This is a genomic window from Nostoc linckia z4, from assembly GCF_002608075.1.
Taxonomy (GTDB): Bacteria; Cyanobacteriota; Cyanobacteriia; order Cyanobacteriales; family Nostocaceae; genus Nostoc; species Nostoc linckia.
Genome location: NZ_LAHA01000035.1, coordinates 34,379 through 48,896 on the forward strand (window position 1 = coordinate 34,379; position 14,518 = coordinate 48,896).

Below are 14,518 nucleotides of genomic sequence, written 5' to 3' on the forward strand. Positions count from 1 at the left end.
GATGCCCAATGCCCCATCTTCAAAAAGGAGAATAATCATGGCTTACAAAATCACTAGCCAATGTATTTCCTGTGATTTGTGTCTATCTGTATGTCCTACCGGTGCAATCAAAATAGTTGATGGCGATCGCTGGATAGATCCCGAACTTTGCACCAACTGTGTTGGTAGCATTCATACAGTGCCTCAGTGTAAAGCTGGTTGTCCCACCTGCGACGGTTGCGTGAAACAGCCTGCTGATTATTGGGAAGGCTGGTTTGCCAATTACAATCGCGTCCTTGCAAAATTAACTAATAAAGAAGATTACTGGGAACGTTGGTTTAAGTGCTATTCTCAGAAGTACTCTGAACAATTACAAAAACGTCAACCCCGCACAATGGGAGTAGAAGCCTAATAAGATAATTCGTAATTCGTAATGCAAAATTCAACTCAAAAATTACGAATTGTTGAAGCTTAAAAGTTAAAGGGTAACGGGTATCAGGTTAGAGAATCAAAAGATTGGTAATTATCCCTCATTCCCTATTCCCCACATTGGTAATTATTCTGATATCAAATTACAAACAATGGAAAAGAACTGCATCTATCTCGATAATAATGCTACTACCAAGGTAGATCCGCAAGTTGTAGAGGCAATGCTGCCTTACCTGACGGACTTTTACGGCAATCCCTCTAGTATGCATACTTTTGGCGGACAACTTGCCAAAGGCGTGAAAACAGCCAGAGAACAATTAGCAGCCTTATTGGGAGCCGATGAGTCAGAGATTGTCTACACCAGTTGCGGAACTGAGGGAGATAACGCCGCCATTCGCGCTGCATTGTTAGCGCAACCAGAAAAGCGACACATCATCACCACCCAAGTAGAACATCCAGCAGTACTGAATGTCTGCAAACAATTAGAAACCCAAGGTTACAACGTTACCTACCTTTCGGTGAACAATCGAGGGCAGTTGGATCTCAATGAACTAGAAGCTTCCTTGACTGGTAACACGGCGTTGGTAACAATTATGTACGCCAACAACGAAACCGGTACGGTTTTCCCCATTGAGCAGATTGGGTTACGAGTAAAAGAGCATGGCGCTCTCTTCCACGTTGATGCGGTGCAAGCAGTGGGTAAAATTCCCATGAATATGAAGAATAGCACCGTAGATATGTTAACTCTGTCCGGTCACAAGCTACACGCACCCAAAGGAATTGGTGCTTTGTATGTGCGACGCGGTGTGAGATTCCGTCCTTTGCTGCTTGGCGGACACCAAGAACGCGGACGCAGGGCGGGAACAGAGAATGTTCCGGGAATTATTGGCTTGGGTAAAGCTGCGGAACTAGAACTGTTACACTTGGAAGAAGCAACAAAAAGAGAAAGAAGGCTGCGCGATCGCCTAGAACAAACTTTACTCGCCACCATTCCCGATTGTGTAGTTAATGGTGACCCTACGCAGAGATTACCCAACACCACCAATATCGGCTTCAAGTACATTGAAGGTGAAGCAATTCTACTGTTATTGAACAAATTCGGTATCTGTGCCTCATCTGGTTCTGCCTGTACCTCTGGTTCGCTCGAACCTTCCCACGTCCTCCGGGCAATGGGCTTACCCTACACCACCTTGCATGGTTCCATCCGCTTCAGCCTTTCTCGCTACACCACAGAAGCTGAAATCGATAAAGTTATCGAAGTCATGCCCGGTATTGTAGAACGTCTACGCGCCCTCTCACCCTTCAAAAACGACGACGCAGGTTGGCTGCAAGGACAAGAACAAGCACTAGCGCACCGTTAGGGACTGGGAAGATGGGGAGATAGGGAGATGGGGAGATGAATTAATAACCAATGCCCCATACCCAATGACGGCAGTTGCTCCACTTGGGGAGACCCCAAGACCGCACTGCCTCCCCCATACCAAATCCCTCAATCTAAAATCCAAAATCTAAAATCTAAAATTCACCATGTGGGACTACACAGATAAAGTATTAGAACTGTTTTACAATCCCCAAAACCAGGGAGAAATCGAACAAGTCAGCGAACCTGGTGTTAAGGTTGCAACGGGGGAAGTTGGTAGCATTGCTTGTGGTGATGCTCTGAGATTGCACCTCAAGGTTGAAGTAGAATCTGATAAGATTCTGGATGCGCGCTTTCAAACCTTTGGCTGCACAAGTGCCATCGCTTCTTCTAGCGCATTAACCGAAATGGTTAAAGGTTTGACTTTAGATGAAGCTTTGAAAGTGTCCAATAAAGACATTGCAGATTACTTGGGTGGTTTACCAGAAGCTAAAATGCACTGCTCTGTCATGGGACAAGAAGCTTTAGAAGCGGCAATTTATAATTATCGTGGCATTCCTTTAGATAGCCACGATGACGATGATGAAGGCGCATTAGTTTGTAGCTGTTTTGGTATTAGCGAATCTAAGATTCGTCGCGTGATTTTAGAAAATAATCTCACTGATGCCGAACAAGTAACAAATTATGTAAAAGCTGGTGGCGGATGCGGTTCCTGTCTGGCGAATATTGATGATATTATTAAATCAGTAAGACAAGAAGCAACCGCACCGGATCTCAACAATTACGGCGTAAAAGTTGCCACAGAAATTGTTACTTCTAAGGAGCGATCGCTAACCAACGTTCAAAAAATCGCCCTCATTCAAAAAGTTCTCGACGAAGAAGTTAGACCCGTTTTAATTGCAGACGGAGGAGATGTAGAACTGTATGATGTAGAAGGCGATCGCGTGAAAGTAATTTTACAAGGTGCTTGTGGTTCTTGCTCCAGTAGCACAGCAACCTTGAAAATTGCGATCGAAGCCAGATTACAAGATCGTGTCAGCAAAAACCTTGTAGTTGAAGCAGTTTAAAAATTCCTGTAGAGTTTACGTACTCTACAAATACGCCCGAATAAGCATCAGCTAACAACAAAAAGTAGGATTGGACTTGAATAATTGTCTCCACTCAATGTTTTATACCAATTCGTCAACAGAAAGTTCCAGATTGAAATCAGCAAATCTAAATCAAATCTTACTTTCTTCATTACGAATTACGAATTGGTATCAGTCCTACTAACAACAGCATATAGGCGAAAATAGTCAAGCGCCTAATTGCAAATTCCGTCATTCAACTCGCTTCAAAGGAGACAAACATGAGTACATTGTACGAAAAAATTGGCGGAAAACCTACTATTGAGAAAGTAGTAGATGAGCTTCACAAACGCATTCTTGCAGATAACAGCCTCAAGGGTTTTTTCGCTAACACAGACATGGTAAAGCAACGTAATCATCAGATTACTTTCTTTTCTCAAATATTTGAAGGGCCAAAGGAATACGGCGGCCGTGCGATGGACAAAACCCACACAGGTATGGCACTACAACAGTCACACTTCGATGCGATCGTCAAACACCTGAGTGAATCAATGGCTGTAGCTGGAGTATCCGCAGATGATACAAAAGCTGCACTAGATAAAGTCTCGAACTTGAAACCCGCTATTTTGAACAAATAATCGGACTTAAACATCAATTGTTGACGAATATTTAGGTCAATTCCTACTAAGTTTTGGAAGCTGAGACACATGACGACGTATTTGTAAATTGCGTAATCTCTTAGTCATTAGTCAAATGACTAATGACTAGGACAAAAGACAAATTACCAATAATTATTTAAGCTTACAAGCGTCCGCATTTTTCAGTGGAATTAATCCAAAATCCAAAATCTAAAATTGCCTGTCCAAAAGAAAACAAATTTAACGAGGAAGTATATGCAGTTACTTATTTATGTTTTTACTGTGGAGCGATCGCCACCGGCGATGTTCTACAAACCCTCACAGCCATAGCTCCGACAGGCGTGAGATCCTCAAACAAAAAAGACCCACCAACCAACCAATTGCAGGAAAACAAGAACAATGACTGACGATAACATTAGACAAATAGCTTTCTACGGTAAAGGTGGTATCGGTAAATCTACCACCTCCCAAAACACCCTCGCAGCTATGGCAGAAATGGGTCAGCGCATCATGATTGTAGGTTGCGACCCCAAAGCTGACTCTACCCGTTTGATGCTCCACAGTAAAGCTCAAACCACAGTTCTTCACCTAGCTGCTGAACGTGGTGCAGTAGAAGATTTAGAACTCGAAGAAGTAATGCTCACCGGTTTCCGTGGTGTTAAGTGCGTGGAGTCTGGTGGCCCAGAACCAGGTGTAGGTTGCGCCGGTCGTGGTATCATCACCGCCATTAACTTCTTGGAAGAAGCTGGTGCTTACCAAGACCTAGACTTCGTATCTTACGACGTATTGGGTGACGTTGTGTGCGGTGGTTTTGCTATGCCTATCCGTGAAGGTAAAGCACAAGAAATCTACATCGTTACATCTGGTGAAATGATGGCGATGTACGCTGCTAACAACATCGCTCGTGGTATTTTGAAATATGCTCACTCCGGCGGCGTGCGTTTGGGTGGTTTGATTTGTAACAGCCGTAAAGTTGACCGGGAAATCGAATTGATCGAAACTTTGGCTGAACGTTTGAACACTCAAATGATTCACTTCGTACCCCGCGACAACATCGTTCAACACGCAGAATTACGCCGGATGACTGTTAACGAATACGCACCCGACAGCGCACAAGGTAACGAATACCGCGCCCTAGCTAAGAAGATCATCAACAACGACAAGCTCACAATCCCCACACCAATCGAAATGGATGAGCTAGAAGCATTGTTGGTTGAATTCGGTATTCTTGATGACGATACCAAGCACGCAGACATCATCGGTAAAACTGCTGCTGAAGCACCTGTTAAGTAAACTCTGATGTAGGAAAAGGGAAAGGAAACAATTGCATAATTTACCTTTTACCTTGTTTCTACCGATTACCTGTATCCCCCAAGGGGACTGCAAGTCCCCAACCCCACAGGGGACGAAGTTCCCCTTCCTATCCCCGTTCCTTAGGAGCTAGAGAGGCAAAAATGACTCCTCCAGAAAATCAAAACATCATCGAAGAAAGAAAAGAACTAATTAAGGAAGTACTAAGCGCTTATCCCGAAAAAGCAGCTAAAAAACGGGAAAAGCACCTAAACGTATACGAAGAAGGTAAGAGCGATTGCGGCGTTAAATCTAACATCAAATCTCTTCCTGGTGTAATGACCGCTCGTGGTTGTGCTTACGCCGGTTCAAAAGGTGTGGTTTGGGGCCCTATTAAGGACATGATCCACATCAGCCACGGGCCTGTAGGTTGCGGTTACTGGTCTTGGTCTGGTCGTCGTAACTACTACATTGGTACTACAGGTGTAGACACCTTTGGTACCATGCACTTCACCTCTGACTTCCAAGAACGGGATATCGTTTTCGGTGGTGACAAAAAACTCACCAAACTCATCCAAGAATTGGAAGTTCTTTTCCCTCTCAACCGTGGTGTTTCCATTCAATCTGAATGTCCCATCGGTCTAATCGGGGATGACATCGAAGCAGTAGCTCGGAACACATCCAAAGAAATTGGCAAGCCAGTTGTTCCCGTTCGTTGCGAAGGTTTCCGCGGTGTTTCTCAGTCCTTGGGTCACCACATCGCTAACGACATGGTGCGTGACTGGGTGTTCACCAGAGCCGACAAAGAGAAAAAAGAAGGCAAATTACAATTCGAGTCTACTCCTTACGACGTAGCAATCATCGGTGACTACAACATCGGTGGTGATGCTTGGGCTAGCCGGATTCTGTTAGAAGAACTGGGCTTGCGCGTAGTTGCTCAGTGGTCTGGTGATGGTACAATCAACGAAATGTTGATGACACCGAACGTGAAGATGAACTTGATTCACTGCTACCGTTCGATGAACTACATCAGCCGTCACATGGAAGAAGCTTATGGTATACCCTGGTTGGAGTACAATTTCTTCGGCCCCACCAAGATTGCTGAATCCTTACGGGAAATCGCTTCTAAATTTGACTCCAAGATCCAAGAAAACGCTGAGAAGATCATCGCTAAGTATCAGCCCACAATGGATGCGATCGTTAACAAGTATCGCCCCCGTTTGGAAGGTAAGACCGTTGCGATGATGGTTGGTGGTTTGCGTCCTCGCCACGTTGTACCCGCTTTCCAAGATTTGGGTATGAAGATGGTCGGTACAGGTTATGAGTTCGCTCACAACGACGACTACAAACGTACCACCCACTACATCGAAAACGGCACCATCGTTTACGATGACGTAACTGCTTATGAATTCGAGGAATTTGTAAAAGCACTCAAGCCAGACTTAATTGCTTCTGGTGTGAAAGAGAAGTACGTCTTCCAAAAGATGGGTCTACCCTTCCGTCAAATGCACTCCTGGGATTACTCCGAACCTAGCGATGCCTTCTCTTTCAGAGACGCTACCGCGAACGGCGGGCTTCGCCAACGCACTTACAAGTCAATTAAATCAATATTTTTTTAGCTATCGGAGAAAAAAGAGCCTATTTCTAGCCTAAATCCAAATTACAAGCTTATTCATTAACAATCTGTTTTAATACTTCAGACAGTATAACTCTTATGTAATCTGGTTTTTAGATTTGAAAAGCATTTTGCTCCAAGAAAAACTGTTAAATAAAAGACTATTTTAGATGACGATTTTTTAGATTAAATGGCTAAATTTTTTTGTGTAGCACAAAGACGCAAATAAGAATGCAAAAATTCTGAATTTTTCTAAAGTGTAAGGTAATACTATATGCTGGTCTAACTTAAACTCGCAATGCATCACGCATAAAAATCACTAATTTTGGAAGTGCCTGAAAAAATTCCTTTTCGTTATTGAATTGGTGAGTTTCAAGAAAGACATTGTTACTTGTAGATATTTCAATAATTTCCATTACACAAGCTCCTGACTCCCAAACTGTTACTCTACCAAGATGTAATAAACTCTCAAAATCAAGACACATAGCTGAATTATCACTAGGTTGACAGTAGGTCAGCGTGTATTTCAGCTGATAAGCAGCAAAACGTGACTTTAATCCTGATTGAAATCTGTCAAAACCTCGTTCTGAGATTAGTTTTGTTAGTGGATTGATACTCATTTATGATTATAGAAGTTTTCATTTGCTGTGACTATACATTAGTAGCTTCAAGTTAGAATATGATACTTTACACCAATTTTTACTTTATCCATGACAATTTTGATCGTAGAAACTCTATGCTCCGAAGCTGCTATATTTTCAGCAACCGAGTCTTTACATCCAGAACCTTTGCTATATGGTGTGACTGATGGTAAGGCTGTCGGGACATACTTGGAACAAAAATTTAGACTTTATCTCAAACAGCGATATGAATTTGTAGAGGGTAATTCTGCAAGCAGTATTGACTTTCCAGGGTTACTTGTAGATGTGAAGGTAACAAGCATTCGACAACCACAATCATCATGTCCTTTCAAATCTGCACGTCAAAAGATATTTGGGCTTGGGTATTCGCTGCTGATTTTCGTCTACGATAAAACAGACAATAGTACGAACCGCACAGCAACCCTAAATATTTTGCATACTATTTATGTAAGCGCCGAAAGAACCGCAGATTTTCAGATGACTCGTGCAATTCGCAATATCATAGCAAACGAAGGTAATAAAGATGATTTAATTGCCTTCATGCTCGATCGCAATTTACCCGTTGATGAAATTGAGGCAAGCAACATTGCCGATGAAATTATGAGCAATCCACCGGTACAGGGTTTTCTGACTATTTCCAACGCTTTGCAATGGCGACTCCAGTATGGAAGAGTAATAGAACGTGCTGGTCAAGAAGATGGTATAATTCCTGTTTACAAAATTAATCAATGACTCATACTGCACATAAAACAAAGATAGAGTACGGAGATTTCCAGACACCATTAGAATTAGCTAATAAAGTATGTAAAAAGCTAGTTGCACTCGGCATAACACCAGATATTATAGTTGAGCCAACGTGTGGAGTTGGTAATTTTATTGAAGCAGCTTTAGATTCATTTCAATCAGTAAATAAAATTTTTGGAGTTGAAATCAATCCCGATTATTTAAATCAAGCTCAAACAAAAGCTAAATTTGTTAATCATAAAAGAATTGAAATTATATATGGAAATTTTTTTAAATTTGATTGGTCATCAATTATAGAAAAATCAAATCATCAAATATTAGTAATTGGTAATTTACCTTGGGTAACAAACTCGCAGCAAGGTAGCATTGATGGAAAGAATTTACCAAATAAGAGTAATTTCCAAAACTATTCTGGTTTAGATGCAATTACAGGTAAGAGTAATTTTGATATATCTGAATGGATGTTAATTCAAGTTGTGCAATGGCTACAAAAGCGTGAAGGTTATCTAGCGATTTTATGTAAGAGTTCTGTTGCTAGGAAAATATTAACGTATATTAGTTCTCAAAAATTACATCTTGCTTACTGTGCAACTTACAAAATAGATACAAAAAAATATTTTGATGCTACTGTTGACGCGTGTTTACTGTTATGTAGATTTGAGTCAAATTCCAAAAATTATTTCTGTGATGTATTCAGTAGCCTTGAAACTTCTAATTATTATCGAATAGGTTATTGGAATAATGTACTTGTCAGAGATATTATTACATTTGAAAAACTACAAAATCTATACGATAAAAAATCAAAAATAAAATGGCGCTCTGGTATTAAGCATGATTGCGCCAGTGTGATGGAGTTTCGCAAAATTAACAACACTCTGATTAATGGATTGGGAGAAGCTGTTGGTATTGAAGAAACATATCTGTTTCCTTTGCTTAAAGGTTCCTATGTTGCTCAAAATAAAACAAAGGTTACTGATAGATATGTTTTAGTAACTCAAAGATTTGTGGGTGAATCTATCGAACATATTAAAAATTACGCTCCTAAAACTTGGAACTATCTAGAAGCATATTCACAATACCTCGACAAAAGAAAAAGTAAGATTTATCAAAATAACCCTCGATTTTCTATTTTTGGTGTAGGTTCGTATACTTTTGCACCTTGGAAAATTGCAATTTGTGGACTTTACAAAAAATTGGACTTTAGATTGATAGGTAAGATAGAAGAAAAACCTACTGTTTTTGATGATACAGTTTACTTTATTAGCTTTGATGATGAGAAAATTGCATATAAAACTTTTGAACTTTTGACTTCTTCAATAGCAAAAGAATTTTATTCGTCTCTAATTTTTTGGGATGAAAAGCGCCCAATCAAGTCTAGTATTTTAAATAAATTAAACTTGGCAGCTTTGGCAGAAGTATTAATTTGATTATCTAACAAAATTAGATGAAATCATCGGGTAAGAAAGGGTGGCTTCGAGAACATAGATAAAGGCGATCGCAACTGAGAAATTGCTGCATTCTCACGGTGTACGATCGCCATCAATCGCTAAATCACTGCCCGTTAATCCGAATCAAGTCTGTCAAAATATTATCCAAACTGCCGTTAACTTGAATGCGATCGATTTTCTCTGCAATGCGTTCTAAAACTTCGAGTTCCTTGAGACGCAAAGCTACAGGGTTATCTTCCATCACTTTGGCAGTGTTTAACATACTGCGGGTGGCGGCGGTTTCTTCTCTGCGTCTGACTACGTTTGCTTGAGCAGCTTTTTCGGCTTCGACTACTTTGCTCAAGATTGTCTTAATCTCGCCGGGTAAGATAATATCTTTGACGCCTACAGAATCTACTTCGATTCCATAGTCGGCGGTTTTTTGGCGGATATATTCAGATATGCTTGTGTCAATTGCACCTTTATCTTCTAATAAGGCATCTAAGTTGCGTTCGCCGATCGCACCACGCAATGCAAATTGTAATTCTTTGTATAAGAAGCCGGCAATATCTGACAAGCCGCTTTTTGCTCTCAAGGGATCGAGGATGCGGAAGCCAGCTGTCAAATTTAACCGCAGAGGTACTTTATCCTTAGAAAGGATATCTTGACCTGATACTTCCATGTTTTGCAGTCTCAAGTCGATGGTTTCGGTTTGAAAGGAGCGTCCAAATAACCACCAAGCGTGTATACCTGGCGATCGCTGTCCTTGAAACTCTTGATTAATATACAGTAGTCCGGTGTGCTGTGCGGGTACTTGGCATGTATGCAAACAGTTGCGACTGAGCAATTTCACTTCTGCCGAACCTTCAACCAACTCAGCAACTAAGCGAGGCTCTAACTGAGCATCAGTGCTGATGTCGATAATTTCCACCTCAACACCTTGCCAAAACAGCTTGCGACTTGTGGGTGGTAAAATAGAAATCGCTTTACCTCGATACCGCACAATTGCAACTTGCCAATTCAGTAATTGTACTGTTTGGCAGTAAGCAGCAATAAAATCTGGATGTTTTTCAATTAGAACATCTTCTAGAGGAAAGTCTGGGTTAGGAACAATTCGGCTAAGAGTCCGTACTGTAACATCCCGATCCACTGACCAAAAAGCATATTCTCCAGGTTCTAGAGGTCGCACAAAATCATTTTGTACATACAGTAAACCAATCTCATACTCCGAAATTTGGAACTTTTTCACTCCATTCAAGCTGATTTTACGTAGTTGCTGCACAAAAGAACTAGGCAATTCTAAACTTTCTTCTAAGTTGAAGACATAAGATTCTACCTCAATAAAACCACGCCAAAAAGCTACCAATTGATTTGGTGCAACGCTTACCCAATTCTGGCCGTAGCGTACTAAAGCGGCTTGGTTGTATGCGGTTCTGATAATCAGTAAATGTTGTTGCAGTTCAGTCTGATGATTTCGCAACAACAGCTCCAGGTTTTCAATTTGAGCTTGTGGCTGGTTGAGGTCATAAGTTTTTACTTGCCAATGACGACCAAAATAAGTATGTGTACCAGGCTGTAAAATTTTCTGGAAGTCGCTGCGGTGATATAAAATACCGATTTCGTTAGGTTTTATATAAAATGTTTTCCACATAGTAATTTGCATAGATAATTTGACCAGATTTAATCAAAACATTTATAACCTCGCTGGAAACTAAATACCACCTATAATTCTGGAGTTGACAAACCTATAAATAAAGGTTGAAGGATTTGTTTGAGGTTTTGTAGTATTATATTACATTTTACTCTGCCGGCGCAGGTGTTTATAGTTTGGGATGCGGGCAAAAGCTTCTCCAGAACTGGATTAAGATTGCTGTTAGTTTTAATAGACGGCTCAAAGGCAATCTAGAAAAACAGAACCGCGCTCAAATATGCCGATCGCTTTGCCAATCTAGAATTTCCGAAGTCAAAGCAGATATAGGAAAACGAAGGTACATACTCAAGTTGGGGAGAGATTACAGTTGCGCTGGCTCCTTTACTGTTACGAACACCTGCATGACAGAGTACAAAAAACAAAAAGTTTTTTCACTGGGTTTTTTTGAATCGCCCAATACATCTAGCTGTGACACTGCCTTGTCCCTAACAAGGTGCCCGTACCCAGGGCAGGGGTTTTTTGGCTGAAAGTATAGGAATCGAACCTATAATGAATCGGCGATACACCGATCGCTCTACCAAATGAGCTAACTTTCATGGTGAAATAGTTGGAAGCATTAAGCGGTATACGCTATTACCAGAGGTTGGCGCACCAGTCGGGTATACAGAACCCAAACTATAGCTTTGTGGCTTTGTCGCTATCTCGCTTCAAATTTAGCACAGGAAAAAAATATTACAAGGGAACGGGGAAATCGAGGAATTATCGGCTATTCTTGCGATTCATATTTTTCTTTGATGCGTTCCACACGCGATCGCAGTTCTGCACCTTTGTTGGGGTTAATCATTGCTACATAATTTGCAAACCCAGTAATTGCAGCAATTATATTAGGTGAATTGCCCCAATGTTTGCCTGACAAGCCTTCTTGTTCGATTTGATATAAAGTTGCACGAAAAGCTTTTAATGTCTTTTTAGATATATTTAATTGTGTATTTACAACAACACCTGTTACTTGTTGTTGCACAGATTTACCTAAAATATTGGTTTTATGAGAATTAACAGTAAAACCTTCACTATTAATAATTAATTTCGCATTTTTAATTAACTTATATCTTCTCTCCGATGCCTGTCCAGAAGCAGAAAATGTTAAATCATCAGCATAGCGTGTATAGGAAAATTCCAGATTTTCAGCCATTTTTACCATCCGCCGATCGAGATGATAGCAAATTAAATTTGAAATAACAGGACTGGTAGGCGAACCTTGAGGTAAGTGACGATTTTCTATACTAATATTGTGAGCTTGTTCATGTATTTCTATTTCCGAAGTAGTACAGATCAGTGCAAAAATATTCGCTGCAATTCCTGAATAACCACACCCAGAAAATAATTCTTTGACACGTTTGTAGGTAATTGATTGAAAAAAGTTTTGTAAATCAATGTGAACTATGACATCAGCACCAACATGAGGTTGAGCGTTGGTGACTATGGAACGATTTTTACAAAAACCATGTGCTGCATGATGAACTTCTAATTTTTCTAAAATATTTTCTAAAATCCACCTTTGAGCAGCCTTAAGATGGGGTTTGGGTGCAGAAATTAGTCTTTCTCCACCAGTCTTTTTTGAAATTTTGAAATGGACGTAATGTTTAACTTCAGAACCAGGAAAACTAGATGTCAAAAAACGCAGTTGTCCTGGGTTTATCCCCATTGCACAGGCTATTTCTGCGGCAGAATGATATTCAGCTAAACCATGCGATCGCAATACTGCTGAATTACCCTCAATTGCTAGCGGGGTGGTGGTTAAATTTGTGGCGTACATCATAGCAAAAGATTTTTGGACTCTGCTAATGCAAGTGTTTACAGTTGAGGTGCGGGCAAAAGTTTCTCCAGAACTGGATTAAGATTGCTGTCACTTTCCCCTGGTGGAAAAAGATAACTGCGCTCAAATACACCGTTCTATTTGCCAATTCAAAATCTCCTTAGAGAAATCGATTGTGGAAAACGAAGGGACATACTCAAGTTAAGGAGAAATACAATTGCGCTGGCTCCTTGACTGTAGCCATCAAACATCACCTTGGGAGTGATGAGCGACAGCAAAACACTTGCACCGCAGAGTTGAGAAAATGAGAGTCTCGAATCTTTTGGGATTCGTACCATATTGGCTACCTTAAAAGGGTAGTGTCTTTTAACCCGGACAGGGTTTTTGGCAGAAAGTGTAAGAATCGAACCTACAACAAATCGATTATGAGTCGATCGCTCTTCCAATTGAGCTAACTTCCTTTGGTGTTTGATACAGGACTCGAACCTGCGACACATCGATTATGAGTCGATCGCTCTGCCAACTGAGCTAATCAAACGATGGTATAGTTTCAAGTACTCGGCGACATACGCCCATACCATAGGTAGGCGCACCAGTCAGGCACACAGAACCCGAACCATAGCTTTGTAACTTTCTTACTATTCCGCTTCAAATTTAGCACAATCAGATTGGGGTATGGAGATTAAGTACCAGTCACAGGACTTATATCATTTTGTAGTGAGTACTTAAGTCCTCAGAGACCATTTATAAAGTAAATCTTAAGTAGTAGCATGGCAAGCCCTAAATATTGCAATAGATTTTATTGTGGGATGGGTGTCCTCACCCGTCCGGGCGGGCAGGATGCCCACCCCACAAGAGTTTACTAATGCTCGATTTTAGTCTTGTCACGGCACTACATTAATTTTATTTTCGCTTTATGAATAACCTCTCAGTCAATTACGAATTACTTTAAAAACTTCAGTCCGGAAAAGCTAAACCAGTCATAGGGTCGCGAATATACAACCCTAGTGTGAGACTACGGATTGCTTCATCCCAAACGGGTATTAATTGTTCTGCTTGATCTGCCCAAAAATCGAATGTAATCAAGCACTGAACATTTGACCCCAAACCAATGCAAATCCGCGAAAAAGCTTCCCGTGGTTCTTCTTGTGTGTCAATAAACTTAATTTCTGTCCAAACAATTTTAGCGGTTTGGCGCTTAACGGTGATAATTTCTCCCTTTTCAATGGGATTGCGACTGTCGTCTTCTACAATTTTCCTCAAGGTAGATTTAAGTGGAAACTGACTCCAATCGTGGGGAGGTAATTGATTAAAAGATACTTCTAGACAGCAATCATCGTTGGGTGGTTTTTTATCGACGAATTTGAAAGATTTTTCTTGTGGCTCAAAAACCCAATCTTGAGGGACATTGAAGCGAACAGCCCCACGATTAGCAACAAATATTTTGTAGCCCGATGGAGATTCCCAGCGATGATCGGGTTTTAATTCAAGCGTTTCTTTAATCCACTGGAGATTGCTTTTTTTACGCTTTGCCATAAATAGTGTTTTTGGGATCTTTGGTGAAGAGGGCATCACCGAACAGTCTGTCACAGGGAAAAGTTGTTTTAGTAACAGCTTACGCCGCAGATGCTTTGGGTTTACCGCAGGCATCTAAACTCTTAAAGACAGACATCGCCCTTTTTGTTAATGTTATCAAATTGCTACGGAAATCTGGTTTTATTTAAAAAATTTATTTGCCTGCTGTCCTTGGCGCAGCACAAGCATTATAGGGGTTTCTCAAACCCTCAAATTCCTACACAGCCGTAACACACTCTACTGGCGTGGCAAGGCTAAAGTTATGCATTAGCTTGATTCTTGTGGG

At 40.8% G+C, this 14,518-nt stretch carries 14 protein-coding genes and 3 tRNA genes; 10 read left to right on the top strand and 7 right to left on the bottom strand.

Annotation, left to right across the window (positions count from 1 at the left end; genetic code table 11):
• Positions 1 to 37 precede the first annotated feature (37 nt).
• From VF06_RS24040 to nifD, 7 genes are all read left to right on the top strand, one after another.
• On the top strand, positions 38 to 391 hold the full coding sequence (locus VF06_RS24040) for a 4Fe-4S binding protein (protein WP_099068211.1): 354 nt from the start codon (positions 38 to 40) through the stop codon (positions 389 to 391).
• Positions 392 to 560: 169 nt separating this feature from the next.
• Positions 561 to 1,769 carry a cysteine desulfurase NifS gene (gene nifS, locus VF06_RS24045; RefSeq protein WP_099068212.1) on the top strand — a complete coding sequence of 403 codons (1,209 nt, stop codon included), beginning with the start codon at positions 561 to 563 and terminating at the stop codon, positions 1,767 to 1,769.
• 166 nt (positions 1,770 to 1,935) lie between these two features.
• The gene (gene nifU / locus VF06_RS24050; RefSeq protein ID WP_099068213.1) at positions 1,936 to 2,835 is read left to right on the top strand and encodes a Fe-S cluster assembly protein NifU; all 900 of its coding nucleotides are present in this window, start codon (positions 1,936 to 1,938) and stop codon (positions 2,833 to 2,835) included.
• 281 nt (positions 2,836 to 3,116) lie between these two features.
• A complete protein-coding gene (locus tag VF06_RS24055) occupies positions 3,117 to 3,473 on the top strand; it encodes a group I truncated hemoglobin (protein ID WP_099068214.1) in 357 nt (118 codons plus the stop codon).
• 185 nt (positions 3,474 to 3,658) lie between these two features.
• Positions 3,659 to 3,880: a hypothetical protein gene (locus tag VF06_RS24060; protein ID WP_099068215.1), complete on the top strand. Its 222-nt coding sequence runs from the start codon at positions 3,659 to 3,661 to the stop codon at positions 3,878 to 3,880.
• Positions 3,873 to 4,766, top strand: a complete 894-nt coding sequence (gene nifH, locus VF06_RS24065) for a nitrogenase iron protein (protein ID WP_099068216.1) — start codon at positions 3,873 to 3,875, stop codon at positions 4,764 to 4,766. The genes VF06_RS24060 and nifH overlap by 8 nt, the downstream gene beginning before the upstream one ends.
• 161 nt (positions 4,767 to 4,927) lie before the next feature.
• A complete protein-coding gene (gene nifD, locus VF06_RS24070) occupies positions 4,928 to 6,382 on the top strand; it encodes a nitrogenase molybdenum-iron protein alpha chain (protein ID WP_244918148.1) in 1,455 nt (484 codons plus the stop codon).
• Positions 6,383 to 6,665: 283 nt separating this feature from the next.
• On the opposite strand, the gene VF06_RS24075 is transcribed toward nifD, so the two are convergent.
• Positions 6,666 to 6,998, bottom strand: coding sequence for an immunity protein TriTu family protein (locus VF06_RS24075; RefSeq protein WP_099068217.1), 333 nt, complete (start codon positions 6,996 to 6,998; stop codon positions 6,666 to 6,668).
• A gap of 90 nt (positions 6,999 to 7,088) precedes the next feature.
• On the opposite strand from VF06_RS24075, the gene VF06_RS24080 reads away from it, so the two are divergent.
• Both VF06_RS24080 and VF06_RS24085 read left to right on the top strand, forming a co-directional pair.
• Positions 7,089 to 7,751, top strand: coding sequence for a type II restriction-modification system restriction endonuclease (locus VF06_RS24080; RefSeq protein ID WP_099068218.1), 663 nt, complete (start codon positions 7,089 to 7,091; stop codon positions 7,749 to 7,751).
• Positions 7,748 to 9,190 (top strand): class I SAM-dependent methyltransferase, encoded by a 1,443-nt coding sequence (locus VF06_RS24085; protein WP_099068219.1) that lies wholly within the window; start codon positions 7,748 to 7,750, stop codon positions 9,188 to 9,190. Before VF06_RS24080 ends, VF06_RS24085 begins: the two co-directional genes overlap by 4 nt.
• Before the next feature lie 124 nt (positions 9,191 to 9,314).
• On the opposite strand, the gene VF06_RS24090 is transcribed toward VF06_RS24085, so the two are convergent.
• The 6 genes from VF06_RS24090 to VF06_RS24115 all read right to left on the bottom strand — a co-directional run bounded on the left by VF06_RS24090 (position 9,315) and on the right by VF06_RS24115 (position 14,193).
• Positions 9,315 to 10,841 (bottom strand): SPFH domain-containing protein, encoded by a 1,527-nt coding sequence (locus tag VF06_RS24090; RefSeq protein ID WP_180267382.1) that lies wholly within the window; start codon positions 10,839 to 10,841, stop codon positions 9,315 to 9,317.
• A gap of 520 nt (positions 10,842 to 11,361) precedes the next feature.
• Positions 11,362 to 11,437: transfer RNA gene (locus VF06_RS24095), tRNA-Ile, on the bottom strand.
• Positions 11,438 to 11,607: 170 nt separating this feature from the next.
• Entirely contained in the window at positions 11,608 to 12,660 is a 1,053-nt protein-coding gene (locus VF06_RS24100) for a reverse transcriptase family protein (RefSeq protein WP_244918149.1), read from the bottom strand.
• 382 nt (positions 12,661 to 13,042) lie between these two features.
• A tRNA-Met gene (locus tag VF06_RS24105) sits at positions 13,043 to 13,118 on the bottom strand.
• A gap of 1 nt (position 13,119) precedes the next feature.
• Positions 13,120 to 13,195: transfer RNA gene (locus VF06_RS24110), tRNA-Met, on the bottom strand.
• Positions 13,196 to 13,614: 419 nt separating this feature from the next.
• Positions 13,615 to 14,193, bottom strand: coding sequence for an Alr1449 family protein (locus VF06_RS24115; protein WP_099068222.1), 579 nt, complete (start codon positions 14,191 to 14,193; stop codon positions 13,615 to 13,617).
• A gap of 23 nt (positions 14,194 to 14,216) precedes the next feature.
• Here VF06_RS24115 and VF06_RS41200 point away from each other — a divergent pair, with 23 nt between their 5' ends.
• Complete coding sequence (locus VF06_RS41200) at positions 14,217 to 14,381, top strand: hypothetical protein (RefSeq protein ID WP_180267383.1); 165 nt, start codon at positions 14,217 to 14,219, stop codon at positions 14,379 to 14,381.
• The last annotated feature ends 137 nt before the right edge of the window (positions 14,382 to 14,518 follow it).